At 50.4% G+C, this 23549-nt stretch carries 21 protein-coding genes; all 21 read left to right on the top strand.

Annotated features, from left to right (window positions below; all coding sequences use genetic code 11):
• Positions 1–166: 166 nt before the first annotated feature.
• The 21 genes from ACLB09_RS07600 (at position 167) to ACLB09_RS07500 (ending at position 23460) form a co-directional block, all read left to right on the top strand.
• Complete coding sequence (locus tag ACLB09_RS07600) at positions 167–1846, top strand: ribonuclease J (RefSeq protein WP_410769199.1); 1680 nt, start codon at positions 167–169, stop codon at positions 1844–1846.
• A 257-nt stretch (positions 1847–2103) separates the two neighbouring features.
• Entirely contained in the window at positions 2104–2823 is a 720-nt protein-coding gene (locus ACLB09_RS07595; protein WP_410770055.1) for a ClpP family protease, read from the top strand.
• The gene (locus ACLB09_RS07590) at positions 2820–3044 is read left to right on the top strand and encodes a YlzJ-like family protein (protein WP_410769198.1); all 225 of its coding nucleotides are present in this window, start codon (positions 2820–2822) and stop codon (positions 3042–3044) included. Before ACLB09_RS07595 ends, ACLB09_RS07590 begins: the two co-directional genes overlap by 4 nt.
• Positions 3045–3109: 65 nt before the next feature.
• Positions 3110–5800: an FtsK/SpoIIIE family DNA translocase gene (locus ACLB09_RS07585; RefSeq protein WP_410769197.1), complete on the top strand. Its 2691-nt coding sequence runs from the start codon at positions 3110–3112 to the stop codon at positions 5798–5800.
• Positions 5801–6033: 233 nt separating this feature from the next.
• The gene (gene sleB, locus ACLB09_RS07580; protein ID WP_410769196.1) at positions 6034–6879 is read left to right on the top strand and encodes a spore cortex-lytic enzyme; all 846 of its coding nucleotides are present in this window, start codon (positions 6034–6036) and stop codon (positions 6877–6879) included.
• A gap of 131 nt (positions 6880–7010) precedes the next feature.
• Positions 7011–8291, top strand: a complete 1281-nt coding sequence (gene yfmF / locus ACLB09_RS07575) for an EF-P 5-aminopentanol modification-associated protein YfmF (RefSeq protein ID WP_410769195.1) — start codon at positions 7011–7013, stop codon at positions 8289–8291.
• Between the two features lie 3 nt (positions 8292–8294).
• A complete protein-coding gene (gene yfmH, locus ACLB09_RS07570; RefSeq protein WP_410769194.1) occupies positions 8295–9575 on the top strand; it encodes an EF-P 5-aminopentanol modification-associated protein YfmH in 1281 nt (426 codons plus the stop codon).
• The gene (gene ymfI / locus ACLB09_RS07565; RefSeq protein ID WP_410769192.1) at positions 9576–10343 is read left to right on the top strand and encodes an elongation factor P 5-aminopentanone reductase; all 768 of its coding nucleotides are present in this window, start codon (positions 9576–9578) and stop codon (positions 10341–10343) included.
• Between the two features lie 93 nt (positions 10344–10436).
• The gene (locus ACLB09_RS07560) at positions 10437–10691 is read left to right on the top strand and encodes a DUF3243 domain-containing protein (RefSeq protein WP_410769190.1); all 255 of its coding nucleotides are present in this window, start codon (positions 10437–10439) and stop codon (positions 10689–10691) included.
• A 212-nt stretch (positions 10692–10903) separates the two neighbouring features.
• Positions 10904–11671, top strand: coding sequence for a DUF3388 domain-containing protein (locus tag ACLB09_RS07555; RefSeq protein ID WP_410769189.1), 768 nt, complete (start codon positions 10904–10906; stop codon positions 11669–11671).
• An 82-nt stretch (positions 11672–11753) separates the two neighbouring features.
• Positions 11754–12797 carry a helix-turn-helix domain-containing protein gene (locus tag ACLB09_RS07550; protein ID WP_410769187.1) on the top strand — a complete coding sequence of 348 codons (1044 nt, stop codon included), beginning with the start codon at positions 11754–11756 and terminating at the stop codon, positions 12795–12797.
• Between the two features lie 133 nt (positions 12798–12930).
• Entirely contained in the window at positions 12931–13422 is a 492-nt protein-coding gene (locus ACLB09_RS07545) for a YajQ family cyclic di-GMP-binding protein (protein WP_410770054.1), read from the top strand.
• Between the two features lie 168 nt (positions 13423–13590).
• Positions 13591–14919 carry a 30S ribosomal protein S12 methylthiotransferase RimO gene (gene rimO / locus ACLB09_RS07540; RefSeq protein WP_410769185.1) on the top strand — a complete coding sequence of 443 codons (1329 nt, stop codon included), beginning with the start codon at positions 13591–13593 and terminating at the stop codon, positions 14917–14919.
• Positions 14916–15503 carry a CDP-diacylglycerol--glycerol-3-phosphate 3-phosphatidyltransferase gene (gene pgsA / locus ACLB09_RS07535; RefSeq protein ID WP_410769184.1) on the top strand — a complete coding sequence of 196 codons (588 nt, stop codon included), beginning with the start codon at positions 14916–14918 and terminating at the stop codon, positions 15501–15503. Before rimO ends, pgsA begins: the two co-directional genes overlap by 4 nt.
• Positions 15504–15550: 47 nt before the next feature.
• Positions 15551–16813, top strand: a complete 1263-nt coding sequence (locus ACLB09_RS07530; protein WP_410769183.1) for a competence/damage-inducible protein A — start codon at positions 15551–15553, stop codon at positions 16811–16813.
• A gap of 451 nt (positions 16814–17264) precedes the next feature.
• Positions 17265–18323, top strand: coding sequence for a recombinase RecA (gene recA / locus ACLB09_RS07525; RefSeq protein WP_410769182.1), 1059 nt, complete (start codon positions 17265–17267; stop codon positions 18321–18323).
• A gap of 103 nt (positions 18324–18426) precedes the next feature.
• Positions 18427–19269, top strand: a complete 843-nt coding sequence (locus ACLB09_RS07520; RefSeq protein WP_410769181.1) for a regulatory protein RecX — start codon at positions 18427–18429, stop codon at positions 19267–19269.
• Positions 19270–19578: 309 nt separating this feature from the next.
• Positions 19579–21120: a ribonuclease Y gene (gene rny, locus ACLB09_RS07515; RefSeq protein WP_410769180.1), complete on the top strand. Its 1542-nt coding sequence runs from the start codon at positions 19579–19581 to the stop codon at positions 21118–21120.
• Between the two features lie 108 nt (positions 21121–21228).
• Positions 21229–22023, top strand: a complete 795-nt coding sequence (locus ACLB09_RS07510; RefSeq protein ID WP_410770053.1) for a TIGR00282 family metallophosphoesterase — start codon at positions 21229–21231, stop codon at positions 22021–22023.
• Positions 22024–22137: 114 nt separating this feature from the next.
• Positions 22138–22398 (top strand): stage V sporulation protein S, encoded by a 261-nt coding sequence (locus ACLB09_RS07505; RefSeq protein WP_006286829.1) that lies wholly within the window; start codon positions 22138–22140, stop codon positions 22396–22398.
• A gap of 90 nt (positions 22399–22488) precedes the next feature.
• Entirely contained in the window at positions 22489–23460 is a 972-nt protein-coding gene (locus ACLB09_RS07500; protein ID WP_410769179.1) for a dipeptidase, read from the top strand.
• The last annotated feature ends 89 nt before the right edge of the window (positions 23461–23549 follow it).

The following is a 23549-nucleotide window of genomic DNA, read 5'->3' as shown; positions in this document are numbered from 1 at the left end:
GAAGGCGGCGGGCGGCTGACTTGTTTTTTGCCAATTTAATCATGTATAATGGTTTCAAGTGACTGGGTGCGGTGTATTTTATTAAAAATTTATATAGAAAAGCACTGATCGGTGCGTTTCCATTTACAAATTACGACGTCCAAAACAATAGGAGGGTTAGATTCACTTGTCCAAAAAAATGAATAATGATAAATTGATGATCTTTGCCCTGGGCGGCGTCGCAGAAATCGGGAAGAACATGTATGTCGTCCAGTATGCCAATGACATTGTAGTCATCGATTCCGGCCTTAAATTTCCGGAAGAGGACATGCTCGGCATCGACATCGTGATTCCCGATATTACTTACCTGACGGAGAACCGTGATAAGGTAAGGGGTATCGTGCTGACGCACGGTCATGAAGACCATATCGGGGGCTTGCCTTATGTGCTCAGAAACCTGAATGTTCCGGTGTACGGAACAAAATTGACGCTGGGCCTTGTAGAAAACAAGCTGAAGGAAGCCGGGTTGCTCGGGGAAACGAAGCGCGTATTGATCCATGCGGATTCGGAAATCCAATTGGGATCGACGATGAAAGCGACATTCTTCAGAACAAACCACAGTATTCCGGATTCCGTTGGAGTGTGCATCGAGACGCCGGAAGGCAATGTCGTTCACACGGGTGACTTCAAATTCGATCATACTCCAGTCAATGATCAATTTGCCGATCTCCATCGTATGGGCGAAATCGGGAAGAAGGGCGTTCTGGCTCTTTTATCGGATAGCACCAATGCGGAGAAACCGGGATTTACCCCATCCGAGAAAAACGTGGGAATCGTGCTGGATGACATATTCCGCAAAGCGGAGCAGCGTGTTGTGGTGGCTACGTTCGCATCGAACGTGCACCGGATTCAGCAAGTCATCGATGCAGCCTTTTCAACAGGACGCAAAGTGACGATTATCGGCCGCAGTATGGTCAATGTAGTAAGCATCGCTTCCGAACTCGGCTATCTTAATGTTCCGGACGGAATTCTGATCGAGCCGGAAGAAGTGAACAAGATGGCGGCGGATCGCGTTGTTATTCTCTGCACAGGCAGTCAGGGTGAACCGATGTCGGCATTGACGCGCATGGCGCGTTCGACCCATCGCAAAGTGGATATTTTACCCGGGGATACAGTTATTATTGCTGCTACTCCTGTACCGGGAAATGAGAAATATGTAGGACGCACCATTGACGAATTGTTCCGTCTTGGCGCGGAAGTCATTTACAGCGGCTCCAACTCCGGTGTGCATGTATCGGGCCACGGCAGTCAGGAAGAGCTGAAGCTGATGCTGAACCTGATGCGTCCTAAGTATTTTATACCGGTTCACGGCGAATACCGGATGCTTCGCAAACACGCGCTGTTAGGTCAATCGGTCGGTGTGGATCCGGAGAATATCTTCCTGGTCGATATCGGTGATATCGTTGAAATTCAAGGCGGGGCAGCCCGCAAAGCCGGTAAAGTCCCGGCAGGCAACGTTTTGATCGATGGACTCGGCGTCGGCGATGTCGGCAATATCGTCCTTCGCGACCGCAAACTGTTGTCCCAGGACGGCATCTTGGTAGTTGTCGTTACCTTGAGCAAACAGGATGGAACGATCGTGTCCGGTCCGGACATTATTTCGAGAGGTTTTGTTTACGTTCGCGAATCCGAAGGCCTTCTTGAGGAAGCGAACCGCATCGTTTCCAGTACGCTGGAGAAACTGATGAGCGAGAATGTGAATGAATGGGCTTCGCTCAAAACCAGCGTGAAGGATTCGCTGGGACGGTTCCTGTATGAACAAACCCGCCGCAGACCGATGATTCTTCCAATTATTATGGAAGTTTAATTTAAGACGACAATAAGTTTATAGTTAGGCACACAGTCGCCTCTTTTCCCGCCGGTAATATTGGACGGTTCCTTGCGGGAGAGGGGGCTTTTTTTGTTTGAAAAAAGGGTTCTATATCCAAGTGGAATAGAGAGCGGGAGCAGGTCGGCATACTAGTTCATGTAAGATTGTTACCGATGAAAAAGGCCTGAATGGCCGGAAGGAAGCGTGACGACATGAACAAGGAAAGCGATAAAGCTGCGGCGGATCAGGAGGAGATGCCTCCGGTTCAGCCTGAAGCGGATAAGAAAGCTGCGGCGGTGACCGAGACGATCGAGCAGCTCGGACAGACGGCTGTACCTGTGCAAGGGGAATCGAATGTGTACTGTTTGACGATTATCGGTCAGATAGAAGGTCATCTCGTACTTCCTCCGCAAAATAAAACGACGAAATACGAACATCTGATACCCCAGTTGGTAGCGGCAGAACAAAATCCGCGAATCGAGGGGCTGCTGATCATCTTAAATACCGTGGGAGGCGATGTTGAAGCAGGACTCGCGATCGCGGAAATGATAGCATCCCTATCCAAGCCCACAGTTACGGTGGTCATCGGCGGCGGACACAGCATCGGCGTTCCTATTGCCGTAGCATCGGATTATTCGTTTATCGCTGAAAGCGCCACGATGACGATTCATCCGATCCGGATGACCGGGCTTGTGATCGGAGTACCCCAAACTTTCGAATATATCGAGAAAATGCAGGAGCGGGTAGTCCGTTTCGTCACGGCACACTCACGGATACCGGAAGATACATTTAAAGAACTGATGTTCAAGACCGGGGAACTCAACCGGGATATCGGTACGGCCGTCGGCGGCAATGATGCGGTTAAGTACGGTTTGATCGATGCGCTTGGCGGAATTGGCGAAGGGCTAAGCAAACTGAACTCGCTGATCGAGACCCGTCGGAATATGAGGGCACCGGGAGGGATCACGCAATGACCCACTATACGATTTTGCCGGAGGAAGCCTACTGGGAACAGCCGGAAATCGCAGAGATGTACAACGAGATCGAGGTTGGCGGTATATTGATGCAGGTACGAATGGACCCTGGAAACAGAGCGACTATTATCCGGCTCCTCCGGTGCGGGCTGGATGATTATTTGAATCCGGCTTATGCACCGGGTCGCCAGATCACTTTTTTGCCGGTTCTGATAAGATAAACGGAACGATCATATGGTACCTCTCGGTGATTATGGTATAATATTCATCTGGGGGGTGTTCCTGTTTGGCACGCAAACGGAAGAAGAAAAAGGCAGCTTTAGGCAATATGCTCAAATATGAAATTTATGGGATCATCCTGATCACTTTATCCATCATAGCCTTGTCCGGGGAGGCGGCCGTCGGCAGAACGCTTTCGAAAATGTCGGCGCTGATCCTCGGCAAGTTTTATTTTGTTATTCCATTAATAGGCATTTATGTTGGACTGGCTGTCATGATCGGGCGAAAATGGCCCGCCAAATGGTCGACAAAGCGCAGCGGAGTTTTATTGGCCGTATTGGCTTTTGTGCTGATGAGCAGTATCTCTGCAATGGGGCAAAGATTAACGCCTTCCGTACCACTGACTTTCGGAAATATTATGGGACAAATCCAGCGCGATCTTCAGGGAGCCTTGTTTCACCCTGCATCAGGCGATTCCGGATTTAGCTTGCTGCAGCTGAATATCAGCGGCGGATACATAGGAGGCCTTGAATTCGCTCTTTTATACTCGCTGTTCGGCATGGCGGGAGCCAAATTAATAATGATCGTTATGCTTGCGATCAGCTTTATGCTCGTAACCGGTTTATCTTATGTGGACCTGATCCGGCTGTTGCGGGGCAAAATGGGCGGATTCGGCGAATTGTTGGGCAAAAAGATCCGCATGCTTCGTCCGGTGCCGGTAACTAATAAAGTCAAAGCGGCCTCCAAACCGGTCATTCGCGAACCGGAAGAGGAAGAAGAGGCGGAAGAGGTATTGTCACATCCTCCGGGTACGGCGGTTCGGAAACAGAAGCCTGTGTTCTTTCAGCTATTTGGATTTAAAGGACAAGCACCGGAGAATAATCCTCCTGTACAGGAGGATCCGCAGGATGAACACGATCATCCGGAAAGTCATGAAATCAATTGGAATGAATTGGAGTATCGCGGACTAGCCGGCCATGATGCCAGCGGCGGCACAGTCCAACAGTCTCAGGGGACGGAGAACCGTTCTTTCGGGGATACCGGACCGATTATCCGCGACTTTTTCGATCAAATTCAGCGGGAAAGCCATCCTGGCGAGGACGAACTGGAAGCTGAAGAGGCGCAGGAGCTTCAAAGTGCTTGGAGTGGCGAAGCCTCGGTTAATGATGCCGAATCGCTAAACTTGGAGGATGCATCGTCGCATCACTTTAGTGGCGAGGAAGCTCAAGACCATACGGAGACTGGAGTACTCGGGACACCTAATGGAGAGGCTGACGGAGGATCCGACGGTCCGGCCGAGCCCGTCGTCCCTGTACAGCCTAAACCGGCGCCGAAGCCGTACAAGCTGCCTTCGTTCAGACTGTTGGAGAAGCCGTCAGGCGGCGGGAAATCCGGCGATCAGGCCGATTATATGCAAACGGCCCGCAAGCTTGAAGCGACGCTGGAAAGCTTCGGCGTACGCGCCCGCGTGCTTGAAGTCGTGCGCGGACCGGCGGTTACCCGTTACGAGATTCAGCCGGATATCGGGGTCAAGGTAAGCCGAATCGTGAACCTGACGGATGATATCGCCCTGGCGCTAGCCGCCAAAGACATTCGGATGGAGGCACCGATTCCGGGCAAATCGGCCATCGGGATTGAAGTGCCTAACAACGAAGTGTCTCTGGTGACCATGCGCGAAGTCATGGAAACCCCGACATTCGTTGATGCGGAATCCAAACTGTCTATCGCTTTCGGACGCGATATTTCCGGTCAAACCATCGTCGGTAATCTGGCGAAAATGCCCCATCTGCTCGTGGCCGGGGCGACAGGATCGGGGAAATCCGTATGTATCAACGGGATCATTACGAGCATTTTGTATAAGGCGAAGCCGGATGAAGTCAAATTTATGATGGTTGATCCGAAAATGGTCGAGCTGAATGTCTATAACGGGATTCCCCATCTGCTTACCCCGGTGGTCACCGATCCGCGCAGAGCTTCGCTCGCGCTGAAGAAAATCGTGGTCGAGATGGAGAAGCGGTATGAGTTGTTCTCCAAATCGGGTGCCCGCAATATCGAAGGCTACAACCTGATGATGAAGGAGAACCCGGCGGCCGTGTTGCCGTATATCGTCGTCATCGTGGACGAGCTTGCCGACCTGATGATGGTCGCGGCGAATGATGTGGAAGACGCAATAGCACGGCTTGCCCAGATGGCCCGTGCCGCCGGCATCCACCTGATCATCGCTACCCAGCGGCCGTCCGTAGACGTAATCACGGGCGTCATCAAGGCGAACATTCCGTCGCGCATCGCCTTCGGCGTATCGTCGCAGGTTGATTCGCGCACTATTCTCGACATGGCCGGTGCGGAGAAGCTGCTTGGACGCGGGGATATGCTCTTTATGCCAATGGGCGCTTCCAAGCCGGTTCGGGTTCAGGGCGCGTTTATGAGCGATCAGGAAGTGGAAGCGATCGTGACTTATGTCCGCGGCCAAGGCCAGGCGGAATATGATGAAAGCCTCGTTCCCGAAATCGAAGAGGAATCGGCGGACCAGAATGAAGTACTGGACGAACTGTACGATCAGGCCGTACAGATCGTGCTGGAGGCCAAGCAGGCCTCCGTATCGCTGCTTCAGCGCCGTATGCGGGTCGGTTATACCCGGGCTGCCCGCCTGATCGACTCGATGGAAGCCAGAGGCATTGTAGGGCCGTACGAAGGCAGCAAGCCTCGGGAGGTTCTGATGTCCATCGATCAATACAAAGTCGGGAAAATATCCTCTTGATACTACAACAACATACGCACAAAATAATCACATTAAAGCCTCGCCGATCTACGGCGGGGCTTTTTGCGTTGCCAGGAATTCCGCAGACTTTCTTAGAAGGTTCCGTACGGCATGGCGCAGGTGGAGCAGACGAAGGGTTAGTCATTTTATAGTGCATAGGAAGGGTCTGGCCTTGTCATAATAATGTCAACCAATTATGTTAATTCCACAACAGAAAGGTAGAGCTAAACGATATGAAAAACATGAAGATATGGTTCGCGGCGGGTTTAGTGCTGCTTTTGTTCGGAATTGTCTACGGGTACAGCCACTTTCGGCAAGCCAAAGATGTGGACATGAAACAAGAAACGCCGAAGCATGCCATTCCTGTTTTCAGCGAGCAGGTCATCGATTACGGAGCGTTCGGCAAGGACGTATACGAGCTGCAAGGGCGTCTCGCTTTTCTCGGATTTTACCATGGCAAGCTCGATAGCAGTTTCGGGCCGAAGACGAGGGAATCTTTGAAGTGGTTCCAATCGGAGTTCGGCATGAAGGCGGACGGTCTGGCCGGACCTAAAACCAAACTTAAGCTTTACAATGCTACCAAGGCATGGAAACCGGGAATGGAATATGCACAGGGCGGACAAGGAAAGGGCAAGGGGAATGCAGGGAAAGAGGCGGGGGAAGCCGCGAAGGACAAGCCGAAAGCCGAATCCGCGGATTTATCTCCATCCAATGGCATGGGACTTTCGGAAAACGATCTGAAAATAATGGCTAACGCCGTTTACGGGGAAGCGCGGGGGGAACCTTTCGAAGGGCAAGTCGCTGTCGCCGCCGTCATCCTGAACCGGGTGAAGTCCCCGAGCTTTCCAAACACGGCATCGGGCGTCATTTTCCAACCGGGGGCGTTTACCGCGGTCGCGGACGGGCAAATCTGGCTGGAGCCGAACGAAAATGCCCGCAAGGCGGTTCAGCAGGCTTTAAACGGATGGGATCCTTCCGGGGGATGCCTGTATTACTTCAACCCCGAAACGGCGACCTCCAAATGGATCTGGACGCGTCCGCAGGTAAAAACGATAGGGAAACACATCTTCTGTATGTAAATTTTATGCCTTTATAAAGAAGCAGCCGCTTGATCCGTCAGGTTGCTTCTTTCCTTTGAATTGGTATAGAATGGAACTGAATTTTCTTATTACAGCGTGCAGTATCAGTCTCTCGTAAAGGAGTTTTGGTCTTGAACAAAACGATTTTCGAACGCGGCAGTGCCGGTCATATCCGGATCCATGTACTGCCAACGACCCGCTTCAAGACGTTTGCCGTCTCCCTGTATGCGGGCATTCCGCTGGACAGCAAGACGGTAACCACGACGGCACTAACCCCTTTTGTACTGAGAAGGGGCACGGCATCTTATCCGGAAACAATTCAGTTCCGGGAACAGCTTGAGCGCTTGTATGGCGCCGGTTTTGGCTTTGACGTGTATAAACGGGGAAATTATCAAATCGTGCAATTTCGTATGGATACGATTAACGACTCTTTTGTCCAAAGCGAAGAATCGCTGCTGTCCCAATCCTTTGCTTTTCTCGGCGAGGTCGTAACCAAGCCTGTGCTGGAGGAGGGCGTTTTCCGGCCCGCTTATGTAACTTCCGAACGCGAAAACGTCCGTCAAAAGCTGGAAAGCATCATTAACGATAAAATTCGGTATGCTGCCGAACGGTGCTTGGAGGAGATGTTCCGAAACGATCCTTACCGTCTGCATCCGCTCGGCCAACGCAGCGATTTGGACGGCATTACGCCGGAATCGCTTTATGAGGCTTACCGGAATTGGCTGCAGCAAGCCAGCCTTGATTTGTATGTAGTGGGAGACACTTCTCTCGCGGAAGTACAGGAATTGGTGGAGAAGATGTTTCATCTTAACCGCTCCGCTTCTCCGGAATATGCCCCCGAGCATAGCGAAATCAAATCCGAAGAAGTACGTACGGTGAAGGAAGCCCTTGACGTCAATCAAGGCAAGCTCAATCTCGGGCTTCGCACTCCGATTACTTACGGAGACGAACGGTATGCCTCCGCCCTGCTTTATAGCGGGATTCTGGGCAGTTATCCTCACTCCAAACTGTTTATGAATGTACGGGAGAAAGAGAGCCTTGCCTACTACGCCGCGTCCCGTTATGACGGACACAAAGGCCTGATGACGATCCAGTCCGGGATCGAGATCGAGAATTACGACAAAGCGCTTCGGATTATTGAAGAACAACTAGCAAGCATGCGCAGTGGCGAAATCAGCGAGCTGGAGATGAGCCAGACCAAAGCGATGATCCGCAACAGTCTGCTTGAAATGCAGGACTCGGCTTTTGAAATGATCGCTTACGATTTCAACCGGGTACTGTCCGGCAAAGAACGTCCGGCAGAAGAGCTGCTCAGCCAGGTGGAGCAGGTGACCGTTAAAGACGTGATCGGGGCGGCCGAAACGTTCCAGCTCGACACCATTTACTTTTTGACAGGTCAAAAGGAGGGATGAACGGTGGAAGCTATCACCTATGATACTTTAAAGGAGACGTTATACCGCGAGACGATGGATAACGGACTTCAGGTGTATGTACTCCCCAAGCCGGGATTCCAGAAAACATATGCCACCTTTTCAACGAAATTCGGCTCGATCGACAACCATTTCCGTGTTGCCGGGGAAGAGGAAATATCCGTTCCTGACGGGATCGCTCACTTTCTGGAGCATAAGATGTTCGAGGAGCCTGAAGGAGATATTTTCGCCAAGTTTGCTTCCCAGGGTGCTTCCGCCAACGCTTTCACTAGCTTTGACCAGACCGTATATCTATTTTCAGCTACCGAGAACATCAAGGACAATCTGGAAACGCTGATCAATTTCGTTCAACATCCTTATTTTACGGATCAGAATGTGGAAAAAGAGAAAGGTATTATCGGCCAGGAAATCGGCATGTACCGCGACAATCCCGATTGGAGAGTCTACTTCGGGCTAATTGAAGCGATGTATGGCGTCCATCCGGTGCATATCGATATAGCGGGAACGGTGGAATCGATCGGTACGATTACGAAGGAAACGCTATACACTTGCTACAACGCATTTTATCATCCCAGCAATATGCTGCTGTTTGTCGTTGGCGGCGTAGATGCCGAAGAAGTGTTTCGGTTGGTGAGGGAGAATCAAGCCAAGAAAGAATATCAGCCGCAAGGTCCGATTGCACGCTTGTTTGCTGAGGAGCCGGTAGCCGTACATGAAAAACGCCGTGAATCCAAGCTTCCGGTGGCGCTGCCGAAATGCCTTTTCGGTTTCAAGGAAACCAAGCTCGGATACAGCGGAGAGGAACTGTTGCGCCGTGATCTTGCGACCAAGTTGGCGTTGGACCTGTTGCTCGGTGCCAGCACCCGGCTGTATCAGAAACTTTATGATCTGGATCTGATTTCCGACAGTTTCTCTCATGAGTACAATAGCAATCCCAATTACGCCTTCTCCGCCATCGGCGGGGATACGAAGGATCCGGAGCGCCTGCTGCAGGTCATTACGGAGGAAATTAAGGGCGTGACGGAAACCGGCTTGCGCGAGGAGGATTTTGAACGCGCCCGCAAGAAAAAGATCGGCGGTTATTTAAGAATGTTGAACTCTCCCGAAAATATCGCCCACGAATTTACCCGTTATCACTTCCGTGGCGGAGATTTCTTTGAGGTGCTATCGGTATACGAGTCGCTGACCCTGGATGAAGTAAACACCCGGCTGCGCGAGCATATCGATTGGGAGCAGTTGGCCATTTCGTTAGTGGTGAGTCCGTAAATGGCAATGAATCATGGGGTAGAGAAGAACATCGGGGACATGACCGTGCTTGTCACCGGCGCGAGCCGGGGAATCGGAGCGCAAATCGCGCTCCGGTTCGCTTCGGTCGGAATGAATGTGGTTATCCATTATATGAATTCACATGAAGCAGCCAATGAAGTGGCCCGCAAGTGCCTTGAGCTCGGCGCTAAAGTATATACCGTGTCGGCGGATTTACGGAGCAAGGAACAGATCCTGCGCATGAAAGAAAAGCTGGATAGTCATGGGCTGCATCCGGATATTCTGGTGAATAATGCCGGCATATCCCATTACGGTCTGCTCTCGGATGTTGAAGAAGAACAGTGGGACGACGTCATGGCCGTGAATTTGAAAAGCGTGTTTTTGTGCAGCCAGATCTTTATGCCGTACATGATCTCGCAACGTTTTGGACGGATTATTAATGTATCCTCTGTCTGGGGCATTTCCGGAGGATCTTGCGAAGTTGTTTATTCCGCCGCCAAAGGAGGCGTAAACTCCTTTACCAAAGCGCTGGCGAAAGAGCTGGCACCTTCGGGCGTGTCCGTTAATGCGGTTGCTCCCGGTGCGGTGAAAACGGAGATGATGGCTCGCTTTGACGCAGAGGAACTGAAACAGCTTGAGGAAGAGATTCCTGCCGGGAGGCTTGCTTCGCCCGTGGAGATTTCCTCGCTGGTTTATTTTCTTGCTTTGCCGGAGTCGGGGTACATCACCGGGCAGATTATCAGCCCCAACGGCGGCTGGGTTACCTGATTTCCCCACCGGCCGGCGGCGAATAAAGCAGGGGCGTTCATCGCATATTAGGACTGTTGATTTTAAATCGCCAACCGAAGGAGGATTTAATAAATGTCAACAGTACTCAAAAATTTTGATACCTGGAAAAAATTTCTCGGTGACCGCGTGCAACACGCGGAGAAATCGGGCATGAGCGAGGAGGCAATCGCCAACCTGGCTTATGAAATTGGTGGATTTCTGGACGACAAGGTCGATCCTCAGAATGAATCCAACCGCACCCTGAAAGAAATATGGGATGTGGGAAATGAAGAGGAACGCCGGACCATTGCCAAACTTATGGTCAAGCTGGCTAAGAGAAACGCATAATCCGGCAGAGAAAAAGCTCCCTTTAAGGGAGCTTTTCTCCAATATATTGCAGCGGCTTGCCTTTCAATTCTATTTTATATATCATAAGACACGTATTCATATTCTGTTCGCATTTTCAGGTCGTCATTCCGAGATCCAACTTTTCAAGAACGGAGCAGGAAAATAGGCCTATTTTGTCGAATGGTGGTATAGGACATAAAGAAGGTGTAGGAATGGGACCGAAGCAATGGTATCTGGAGTATAAAATACATAAAAACCGTCCCGGCCTGCTGGGGGATATCGCCTCTACGCTCGGGATGCTTGAAGTAAATATTTTGACGATCAACGGCGTCGAGGGAGAAACCCGTGGGCTGCTTCTGGAGAGTGACGACGACGGGAAAATCGCCCTGATTGACCAGATGCTCCGTAAAGTAGACAGCATAACGGTTACCGCCCTGCGGACTCCAAGGCTCGTCGATCTTTTGGCTGTCCGGCATGGCCGCTATATCGTCAGGGATTCCGACGACCATAAAACTTTCCGCTTCACGCGGGATGAGCTTGGGTTGCTTGTTGATTTTTTGGGTGAAGTATTAAAAAGGGACGGTCACCAGGTAATCGGCTTAAGAGGGATGCCCCGGGTGGGGAAGACGGAGTCCATTATCGCCGGCAGTGTCTGCGCGATGAAGCGATGGACGTTCGTTTCTTCGACTTTGCTGAGACAGACGGTACGCAGCCAGTTATCGGAAGATGAAATGAACCCGAACAATGTGTTTATCATTGACGGGATTATCAGTACGCTCCGATCGAATGAAAAGCACTATCAGCTGTTGCAGCATTTAATGAGCATGCCTTCGACCATCGTCATAGAACATCCAGACGTATTCATTAAAGAATCCGAATACAATTATGACGATTTTGACATAATTATTGAATTGCGTAACAATCCTGATGAGCAAATCGTTTATGATACGTTCACTACAATTTATTCCGACGAGTTATGAAGCATAGCGTATGTCACGCTGCATCACATATAGATCATGAATTGACACATTATTATTTTTAACATTACGGGAGGTGATGGTCGTGTCGGATTTGGGCCAGCAATTGAAGGAAGCCCGCCTTTCCAGAGGATTGTCTCTGGACGACGTTCAAGAAATGACGAAGATTCGCAAGCGATATTTGGAAGCCATCGAGGCAGGGGATTATAAAGTTCTGCCCGGAAGTTTTTATGTGCGGGCCTTTATTAAGACTTATGCCGAAGCTGTGGGTGTGGATCCCGACGAACTGCTGAACGAGCATAAGCAACATGTGCCTGACGTGGCTCCGGAACCGGCGATGGAACCCGTGCTGCAGAAGCGGCGCAGTTCGCGGACGTCGGAACGTAATTCCAAGTGGTTGTCAACGACGTTGATGTGGTCGTTTGCCGTGCTGATCCTCGTGGTGATTTATATGTATTTCACCGTCTGGGGCAAGGGCGACGAAGCCAAGGATAATCAGCCCGACCAGACTCCGGTGACGGATGTCAGCAAAGGAAACAATGGAAACAGCGGAAACAACGGAAACGCAGGCCAAAACGGCTCGGATCCGGGAACGGGAAATGACGGAACCACGGGTAACGACGGAACGGGTACGGGGAATGCCGGAAATGGCACAAACGGCGGAACCAACGAGACCGGTGGGGACGATGCGAATACAGGAGCGGAACCTGGTACCGTGGTTGTTACCCCTGACGGTACGGAAGGAAGTACGACGAAATTTCTAGTTCAGGCGGCTGGAGACCAACCTGTTCCGGTCGTGATCACGTCCACCGGCAAGAGCTGGGTGGAAGTTCGCAAGGGAGACAAGAATGGAGAAAAGCTGTTTTTCGACAATACGTCGGAAAACGGAGGCGATGTATTGAATTACGAACTTGGTCCTGAAGGCCTGTTCATCAAATCGGGCGCCTCTTCGAAAACGACGATTACGGTTGGAGATCAGGTTGTTACGGACGGCAAGAATACTTCCAAAATCCAGTTAAATCTGGGCAGCGCCGATGCAGGAACGACAAATACGGATAACGGAACCTCGACGGACAATACTACCACTGACGGTACTAACGCCGACGGAACCGGAACTAACGCCGAATAATACGGGCGTCTTTGGCCGATGGATGGCCAGGGACGTCTTTTGTTTTTCAGCAGGCAGAATTCTCCTGACTCGACTTTGCGAAATCTTTTACATATAATTAAGGGATAGAGAACATTGGAAAGGAATGTGAATGATGGCTTCTGAAAGCTCTTTTGATATTGTATCCAAAATGGACATGCAGGAATTGACCAACGCGATCGACCAGACCGAGCGGGAAATCGCCAACCGGTTTGATTTTAAGGGCAGCAAAAGTGAACTGAAAGTCGAAAAGGACGTATTGGTGATTCTTTCCGACGACGAGTACAAACTGAATGCGGTAATCGATATTTTGCAGTCAAAAATGATAAAGCGCGGGCTGCCGATCAAAAATCTCGACTATGGCAAGATTGAGCCGGCTTCGCTTGGTGCAGTGCGCCAGCGGATTAATTTGAAGCAGGGGATCGATCAGGAAAACGCCAAAAAAATCAATGTGTTGATCCGTGATTCCAAACTGAAGGTGAAGAGTCAGATTCAAGGGGATCAGATCCGGGTTACCGGCAAGAGCAGGGACGATCTGCAGCAGATTATTCAAATGCTCCGCAAGGCTGATCTTACCGTCGATTTGCAGTTCACCAATCTGAAATAGACAGTGTACGGTCTCTCGCAGTGCAATGCACCGCGTGGGACTTTTTTCAATTATATTGCTGCATGGAGCTGATTTTATTGATTTTGACAGTACTGTTACGGAAATATTATACTTAATTAGGTTTTTTAATTCGGGATTACGGCTCTAGAGCAATGGGGGATATATCTCATGACAGAAAAAGTGAAAGTAGTTACGCTAGGCTGCGAAAAAAATCTGGTGGATTCCGAAATTATGTCCGGTCTGATTGATGCAAGGGGCTATCGGCTGGTAGAAGATCAAGAGGACGCAACGGTTATCATCGTCAACACCTGCGGCTTTATTGATGCGGCCAAAGAGGAATCCGTCAATACGATTCTGGATCTGGCCGATCTTAAGGAGACCGGCAAGCTGAAGGCCTTGATTGTTTCAGGTTGCCTGACCCAAAGGTACAAGCAGAGTCTTATGGAGGAGATGCCTGAGATTGACGGGATCGTCGGGACGGGGGATTTTTATAATATCAACCAGATCGTGGACGAAGCTTTAAAAGGGAAAAAGCCGATTCAAGTCGGAAATCCCGTGTTTAATTATGAAGAGAGCTTGCCCCGTAAGCTTACAACTGCCCGGCATACGACCTATATTAAAATCGCCGAAGGTTGCGACAACAATTGTACTTTTTGCAGCATTCCGCTAATGCGCGGAAAATTCCGCAGCCGTTCCATCGAATCGGTTGTGGCTGAAGTGGAGCTGCTTGCGGCTCAAGGGGTTAAGGAAGTCAGCCTGATTGCCCAGGACTCGACCAACTATGGCAGCGATCTCTACGGGGAGCTCAAATTGGCCGAATTGCTCGATAGAGTCAGTCAGGTGGCGGGAATTCAATGGGTAAGACTGCACTATGCTTATCCCGGATTTTTTAGTGATGATTTGATCGAAACGATGGCAAGCAACCCGAAAGTTTGCAAATACGTGGATATGCCGCTGCAGCATAGCGAGGATGCTGTTTTGAAGCGGATGCGTCGGCCTGGACGGAACCGGGATACCCGGGAATTGATATCTAAAATCAGGGAAAGAATACCCGGTGTTTCGCTGCGTACTTCCCTCATTGTAGGGTTTCCGGGAGAGACCGAGGAAGAATTTCAGGCGCTTTGCGATTTTGTGCGGGAAATCAAGTTCGACCGGTTGGGCGTTTTTACATATTCGATGGAAGAAGATACCCCGGCATCGCGTTTGCCGGAGCAAATCGATGACGAGGTTAAAGAATGGCGCGCCAATACGCTGATGGAGATTCAGCGTTCCGTCGCCAATGAGAACGGTGGCAAGTATGTCGGACAGGTTCTTGACGTGCTCGTGGAGCGATACGACGGACGCAGTGACGTGTATGTGGGACGGTCCCAATACGATGCACCGGAAATCGACGGGGAAGTGTTCGTAAGTAATTGTTCGGCAGCCATCGGAGAAATAACCAAAGTCCGGATTACGCATGCTTATGAGTATGATCTGTCAGGGGAGGCGATCCTGTGAATTTGCCCAACCGCATCACGTTAGCCCGAATTTTCATGATTCCGCTGATGCTTGTTTTTTTGCTGGTGGATTTGGATTGGTGGTCGTATGATCTGACGCTGGGGAATTATTCTTTGCCGGTGAATCAGCTGATCGGCGCTATTTTGTTTATCATCGCGGCAAGTACGGACGGAATCGACGGGTATATCGCCCGCAAGCATAATTTGGTTACGAACTTGGGCAAATTGCTTGATCCGCTCGCGGATAAGTTACTGGTGGCTGCCGTCTTGGTTGCGCTCGTAGCCATGGGCAAATGCGACGCCTGGATCGTGATCGTGATCATCAGCCGGGAGTTTGCCGTAACGGGACTTCGCGAAGTGGCCCTGCTTGAAGGCTCCGTAATCGCTGCGAGCAAATGGGGAAAAGCCAAGACCATCACGCAGATTATTGCCATTTCGGTGCTCTTGCTGAATAACTTCCCGTTCGAGTGGATCCATGTCCCATTTGACGAGATCGCGATCTGGCTGGCCGCCATCATTACGATTTACTCGGGAATCGATTATTTCGTGAAAAATAAAAACGTGCTTAATTTATCGAAAATGTAAGCCATCCGCAATTAAGCGTGCAATCCTCCGGAAAGGAGACATGACAAATGAAAGCAGAAATCATCGCAGTCGGTACCGAGCTGCTGCTTGGTCAAATCGTAAATTCCAATGCGCAATATTTGTCCCAGGAACTTGCTTCCATAGGGATTGACGTATATTTTCAAACCGTTGTGGGCGATAACGTGAATCGCCTGTCCCATGCGATTAGGGTCGCATCTGAGCGGGCAGACCTGCTTATTTTTACCGGCGGGCTTGGCCCGACCCAGGATGATCTGACCAAGGACGCCGTGGCTGCGGTGCTGGGAAGATCGCTACACATCGACCGGATCGCGATGGACAATGTGGACCGGTTCTTCCAGGGCCGCAGTGTTCCTATGACGGAAAACAACCGCCGGCAGGCGCTGGTCGTTGACGGGGGGACGCCGTTGCCGAACGAAACCGGGCTCGCTGTCGGGAATGCCATCGAGGAAAACGGGAAGTTTTACGTGCTGCTTCCGGGGCCTCCGTCCGAAATGAAGCCGATGTATGAGAAGCAGGCGAAACCATGGATTTTGCAGCATGTATTAACCCAGGAGGAGCCGCTATATTCCAAAATGCTCAAGTTTGCAGGCATCGGGGAATCGGGGTTGGAGACCAAGCTGCTGGATCTCATCGAGAACCAATCCGATCCGACGGTCGCTCCCTATGCCAAGGAAAGTGAAGTCACGATCCGGATCTCCACCAAAGCAAGAACAGAGCACGAAGCGATGGAAAAACTGGATAAGCTGGAGGCCGAAATCGGCTCAAGGCTCCCGGATCACCTTTACGCCAGCGAAGACGTGCCGATCGAGAAGACGATCGTGGATATGATGACGGAGCGGGGGCTCACATTGAGCGCCGCGGAAAGCTGTACCGGCGGGCTCCTGATGCAGTCGGTTACGGGCATTCCCGGCAGCGCCACGGTGTTCCTCGGAGGAATAGTCTGCTATTCCAATGCGATGAAAGAGAAACTTCTGAACGTGCCGCATGAATTGTTGGAAGGCGATAACGCCCCCGGGGCCGTCAGCGCGGAAACGGCCAAAGTGCTGGCGGAGCAAGTGCGCATGATCGTGGATACCGATTTCGGATTGTCGATTACGGGTGTGGCTGGCCCCGGTTATTCCGAACGCAAGCCTGTCGGTCTGGTATATATCGGTATTTCCCGGCGCGGCGGCGACACCGACGTCTATGAACTAAATTTAAAGGGAAACCGTGAGACGATTCGATTGCGGTCGGCCAAAACCGTGCTTTATCATCTTTGGAAACAATTGAAGGCAGAGCAGCCGCTTTAATCGGGAATGCTATGCCTTGCCTTACGGATTTCAACCGGAGTATAATAGATTTTAGCGGAAGAACCGCAGCAAACTGATTGTTTTGCTGCGGTTCTTTTTGTCGTTATAAGTATGGAACGGGAAGGAGTGGATCGTTAATCGCTTTGGGGCCAGAGGACTTGCTCGAGACATGGGGCGTCATCGTAAACGGCAGCATTACCATGTCAACGGGCACATTCAGCATGAGGGGAAGAAGAGCGCGGAAAATCATCGGTTCAAGCCTGGCGAATTATCCATTATGGGTGTTTTCGAAAGGAGGCAAAGCTTTTCTAAACGTTCCAGAAGGGTTTGAGCGACATAGAAAAATTTACGAATGTATGTTCGAAAAAATGCTTGGCAAACGTTCCAAAACAAGGTACAATTATAAATGTAAGAAATCGTATATCCAATCATATTTAAGGATGTGAGCTGATTGTCAGATCGTAAAGCAGCGCTGGAAATGGCGCTTCGTCAAATAGAAAAACAATTCGGTAAAGGTTCGATCATGAAGCTGGGAGAATCCACGCATATGCAGGTGGAGATCGTACCTAGCGGATCGTTGGCATTAGATATCGCACTTGGTACGGGGGGACTTCCCCGCGGCCGGATCATTGAAGTATACGGACCGGAATCTTCCGGTAAAACGACGGTGGCGCTGCATGCGATCGCCGAGGTTCAGAAGATTGGCGGACAAGCCGCTTTTATTGATGCGGAGCATGCCCTCGATCCTTCTTATGCAAACAAACTGGGCGTAAATATCGACGAACTGCTGTTGTCTCAGCCGGACACCGGTGAGCAGGCGCTCGAAATCGCCGAAGCGCTCGTGCGAAGCGGCGCCGTTGATGTCATTGTTATCGACTCTGTAGCCGCTCTGGTTCCTAAAGCGGAAATTGAAGGCGAGATGGGGGATTCCCACGTCGGTCTTCAGGCGCGTCTAATGTCCCAGGCTCTTCGCAAATTGTCAGGGGCAATCAGCAAGTCCAAAACGATCGCCATCTTCATTAACCAATTGCGGGAGAAAGTCGGCGTTATGTTCGGGAACCCTGAAACCACGCCTGGCGGCCGTGCCTTGAAGTTCTATTCCACGGTTCGTCTTGACGTTCGCCGTGTGGAAACGATCAAAATGGGCAATGATATGGTTGGTAACCGGACGCGGATTAAAGTAGTCAAGAACAAAGTAGCTCCTCCTTTTAAACAGGCGGAGATCGATATTATGTACGGTGAGGGAATTTCCAGAGAAGGCAGCATTATCGATATAGGTGCGGAACAGGATATCGTGGATAAGAGCGGCGCTTGGTATTCCTATGCCGGAGAACGGTTGGGTCAGGGCCGTGAAAATGCGAAGCAGTATCTTAAAGAGCATCCTGAAATTGCTAACGCCATCGAGCAGAAAATCCGGGAGGCCAGCAATTTGACGACTTCCGTACCTCCTTCGTCACCAAGCGACCAGGAAGCTGAAGCTAAAGAAGAACAGGCGCTTTTTGAAGAATAATAACTCATGCTGTTAAAGCGCTCTGTGGCCGGGGCTTCCCGGTACAGGGCGTTTTTTATTTAACTGAGATTCTAATTGTGCTGAATAAAGGAGCGATAGACGGGTGGAACAGCGATATGGCGGACGGAATAAACAGGCTGGCAGCCGGGGAAAGCAGGAACAATCCGGCGGCATTGTAGATATTTCGGAAGAGGGATTTTGGGAGATGACACGCGGCAATGCTTCGGAAGATCTCTCAACCGGGTCAACCGGGGAAAGCGGCGGTATTGATGCATTTCCTGAGGGCATCGATCTGACGATCACATCCGTTTTGCTGTTGAAACGTCCCAAGTTCCGATACCGGATTTCATTCGGGTCTTATTCACTGGAAGTCCATGAAGATGTCATGATCAAGTACCGCATGATTAAAGGCGCGGCCTTTACCAAGAACGAGTTGGAAGAAATCGTGCTTGCCGACGAACGGCAGCAAGCTTATGCGGATGCACTGCATTATTTGAGCCGTAAGCCGCGCACGGCCTTCGAAATAACTATGCGACTCGGAGAAAAGGGATGGAGCGAAGAGGCCGCAGCTGAAGTCGTACGGCGGTTAACGGCGGAGGGTCTGGTGAACGACGCGGCATACGCGCAAGAATGGGCAGGACAGCGTGTCCGCGGCCGGGGCAAGGGGAAGCTGTGGGTACGACATGAACTGCGTCAGAAGGGGGTTTCCAAGCCATTGATCGAAGAGGCCCTTCAAACGGTCAGCGAGGATGACGAGTTCGAGAGCGCCCTTGAGCTTGCTTCCAAGAAATGGCGTTCCACGTCTGGCGAGCCGGCAGACCGTAAACGAAAAACCGGAGCATTTTTAATGCGCCGGGGCTTTTCGGGATCGCTCGTCTCCAGAGTCATTCGCGAGCTTGGCAAGGAAGATGGAATGAGCGAAGAAGAAGAGTGGGAGAATGAATAACAGCAAAACAGACATTGCTTGTCATTTGCTTGACAATTTCTTTCATCAAATAATAAAATGAACATGAATCTATTTTTACTTGGGCCCTTTTTTTCCTTCCAAAATTATGGGTCCCGTGAAGATTCTATTCGAAAATCATGTAGGCCAAATTTTCCGTTTGTGGCTGGAGGAAACTTTGCATCACTCACACATGGAGAGCCTTGCCTTAAACGGCCTGTAATGAATTCTTTGTATGATGATGAATGAGAAAAATTACAACTGCAAACATCCCAAGGAATGCCTTGGAGGAAACAACGGGGAGGTGAACAGATGAACGCAGGAATCTGGATCGTTCTCGTTGCAGCCGCTTTATTCTTTGGGTTCGTGATCGGGTATTTTATTCGCAAATCTCTTGCAGAAGCTAAAATTTCCAGTGCGGAACAAGCTGCAAGTCAAATCTTGGATAACGCGAAGAAAGACGCAGAAGCACTGAAAAAGGAAACGGTTCTTGAAGCGAAGGACGAAGTCCACAAGCTTAGAGCCGAAGCTGATAAAGACATTCGTGAACGTCGGAATGAAATTCAACGACAAGAAAGACGATTGTTGCAAAAAGAAGAGTCGCTGGATAAAAAATTGGAATCGCTGGAACGTAAAGAAGAGCAAGTGGCTGGCAAAGAGAAACGGATTGAAGAAACACAGCAACAGATTGATCTGATTTACAAGAGTCAGGTTCAAGAACTGGAGCGTATTTCGAATTTGAGCATGGAGGATGCCCGTACCATCATTTTGAACAATGTGGAACAGGAAGTTCGCCATGAAACAGCCCAAATGATTAAAGACATTGAACAGCAAGCGAAGGAAGAAGCGGATAAGAAATCCCGCGAGATCATTACGCTGGCCATTCAACGTTGTGCGGCAGACCATGTCGCGGAAACGACGGTATCGGTAGTATCGTTGCCTAACGAGGAGATGAAGGGTCGGATTATCGGTCGTGAAGGCCGGAATATCCGTGCGCTGGAGACGCTTACCGGTATCGATCTGATTATCGATGATACACCGGAAGCGGTTATCTTGTCGGGCTTTGATCCGATACGCCGTGAGATTGCCCGCACCGCACTGGAGAAACTGGTGGCGGACGGACGTATTCACCCGGCGCGGATCGAAGAAATGGTTGAGAAATCCCGTCGCGAGGTCGATGAACGTATCCGCGAGTACGGTGAACAGGCTACTTTCGAAGTAGGGGTTCATGCGCTGCATCCGGATTTAATCAAGATTTTGGGACGTCTCAAGTTCCGGACAAGCTACGGACAAAATGTGTTGAAGCATTCCATGGAGGTGGCTTACCTGGCCGGACTTATGGCCGGAGAGCTGGGTGAGGATATCTCGCTCGCGAAGCGGGCCGGACTGCTGCACGATATCGGTAAAGCGCTTGATCATGAAGTGGAAGGATCTCATGTCGAAATCGGCGTGGAACTGGCTAAGAAGTATAAAGAGCATCCGGTCGTTATCAACAGTATCGCTTCTCACCATGGGGACTGTGAGGCAACTTCGGTCATTGCGATGCTGGTGGGTGCAGCTGATGCCTTGTCGGCAGCGAGACCTGGCGCACGGCGCGAAACGCTGGAGACGTATATCCGGCGTTTGGAGAAGCTCGAGGAGATTTCCGAATCGTTCGAAGGCGTGGAGAAATCCTTTGCCATTCAAGCGGGCCGCGAGGTGCGCGTGATGGTTCAGCCTGAAAAGATCGACGATGCGGAAGCATTCCGTCTGGCGAGAGATATTACGAAAACGATTGAAAGTGAACTCGATTATCCGGGGCACATCAAAGTTACCGTCATTCGCGAGACACGGGCGGTTGAATACGCTAAGTAAAGGTTATGCTGAAAAGTGGCCCCCCGTGGGCCGCTTTTTCACTTTTAAATATGATAAGTTCCGGAGGTATTAGTTCTACCGGAATGCCAGATCTGAGGAGGAAACGTCATTAAAGTTCTGTTTATCGGAGATATCGTTGGAAACACGGGACGTAAAGCGCTGAAGGATACACTGCCTCATTTGAAATCAAAATACAATCCGCACATTATTATAGCCAATGGTGAAAATGCTGCGGCCGGACGGGGCATTACCGCCAAAATCGCCAAAGATTTTTTTGACCTTGGCATTCATGGCCTAACGATGGGCAATCATACCTGGGATAATAAAGAGATCTTTGACTTTATCGACGACGAGCCGCGGATGGTGCGTCCTGCGAACTTTCCGCCGGGAACGCCGGGGTTGGGTTCCACGATCATTCGGGCTAACGGCAAGGAACTGGCCTTGGTTAACCTGATGGGCCGTACCTTTTTGCCGGCGATTGAGGATCCTTTCCGGATGGCGGACGAAATTGTGGGTAGTCTCTCCAAAAAGCATAAGTGCATTTTAGTCGACTTCCATGCCGAAGCCACATCGGAGAAAATCGCAATGGGCTGGCATTTGGACGGACGCGTCTCTCTGGTAGTCGGGACACATACGCATGTTCAGAGTAATGACGATATTATTTTGCCTCAAGGGACCGCTTATTTGACCGATGCGGGCATGGTCGGTTCCCGGGAGGGAGTACTCGGTATGGAGCGTGATGCCGTACTGCGCAAGTTCACGACCCAGTTGCCGGTACGTTTTCAGGTATGCGAAGGAAAATGGCAGTTTCATGCCTGTGTGGTTGATATTGACGAGGCCACGGGCCATGCCAAGAAAATTCAGAAAATACGTCTGCTCGAAGACGAATGGATTATGGAGTAAACATATTAAGCTGTAGGGAAGGCCTCTGGAGAAAAAAGAAGGAATTTTTTGAAGTCTCACGAATATCTTCTAAGTAGTGGGATCAATCAAACCAATTCCCAGGAGGTACTAACCATGGAAGTATTAAAAGTTTCAGCAAAATCCAATCCTAACTCCGTTGCCGGTGCGCTTGCTGGAGTACTAAGAGAACGTGGCGCTGCTGAACTTCAGGCCATTGGGGCGGGTGCTCTCAACCAAGCTATTAAAGCGGTAGCGATTGCCCGGGGATTTGTGGCGCCAAGCGGTGTCGATTTGATTTGTATTCCGGCATTTACGGATATCGTGATCGATGGCGAAGATCGCACTGCTATAAAATTGATCGTAGAACCTAGATAAAATAATTGAAAATCCTGTTGAAGATGCCTGTTTACGATAGAGTAGACAGGTTTTTTTGCATTTATTTTGATATTAACGGGTATTACAAGAATGAGCGGAGGGATCGGTTTGGCTTACAAAATCGTGGATTTTCATTGCGATGTACTAAGTAAAATGCAGTTGGATCATAATCTGGATTTTACGCGGGACCCCCGGTTGGATGTCAATCTGGAACGGATGGGTCAAGGCGGAGTCGAATTACAATGCTTTGCGATCTATCTTTCCGAGAAGCTCGGCAAACCGCAATTTGGTTACGTCCTAGACCAGATCGATCTATTCAGGCAAAAAGTAGTGCAATCCGGTTTGGCTGCGATCACCACAGTTGAAGAGCTCGACGAGGCGGTGAAGGCGGGTCGGCCGGGCGGACTGCTCTCGATTGAAGGGGCGGACGGGTTGGAAGCCAATCTTCATTACTTGAAGCTATGCTATGAGCGAGGCGTGCGATGCCTGGGTCTAACGTGGAACTTCGCCAATTGGGCAGCGGACGGTATCCTTGAACCGCGTGGTGGCGGATTAACTCCGCAGGGCGTGGAACTGGTCAAAGCCTGTCATCAGCTCGGCATCATACTTGATGTATCTCATTTATCGATCAAAGGATTCTGGGAGCTGGCCGAAATGGCCGAAGAGGCGGGAAAACCTTTTATCGCATCCCACTCCAACGCTTACGGCGTATGTTCCCATGTCCGTAACTTGCGGGATGACCAAATTCAGGAGATCGTTTCCTTGGACGGCAGAATCGGAGTAACGTTCGTTCCCTGGTTTGTTAAAAAAGCTCCTGTAGTAGCCGCGAGCGACATTCTACCGCATCTGGAGCATATTTGTTCCCTGGGTGGCGAAAAAAACATCATGTTTGGTTCGGATTTTGACGGGATCGAGAGCCATATCGAGGATTTGAGACATAGCGGCCACTACGCGAACTTGGTGGAACTGCTGCTCCGGCACTATCCTGAAGACCTTGTAAAGGGATGGTTGTCCGGTAATGCACTTTCATTTTTAAGAACATGGCTCCCACAAATAAAGTAAGCGCTTTAATTAATCCAATTACGAGATTGGTTTCATCGAAAACTACTATATGAAAAAGGGTAGAAAACGCTTGCTTTTTATATGTTTGC

The organism is Fontibacillus forbon, assembly GCF_046559655.1.
Lineage (GTDB): Bacteria > Bacillota > Bacilli > Paenibacillales > Paenibacillaceae > Fontibacillus.
The sequence above is the reverse complement of the archived record's forward strand: the minus strand, read 5'-3'. Positions and strand labels throughout refer to the sequence as shown.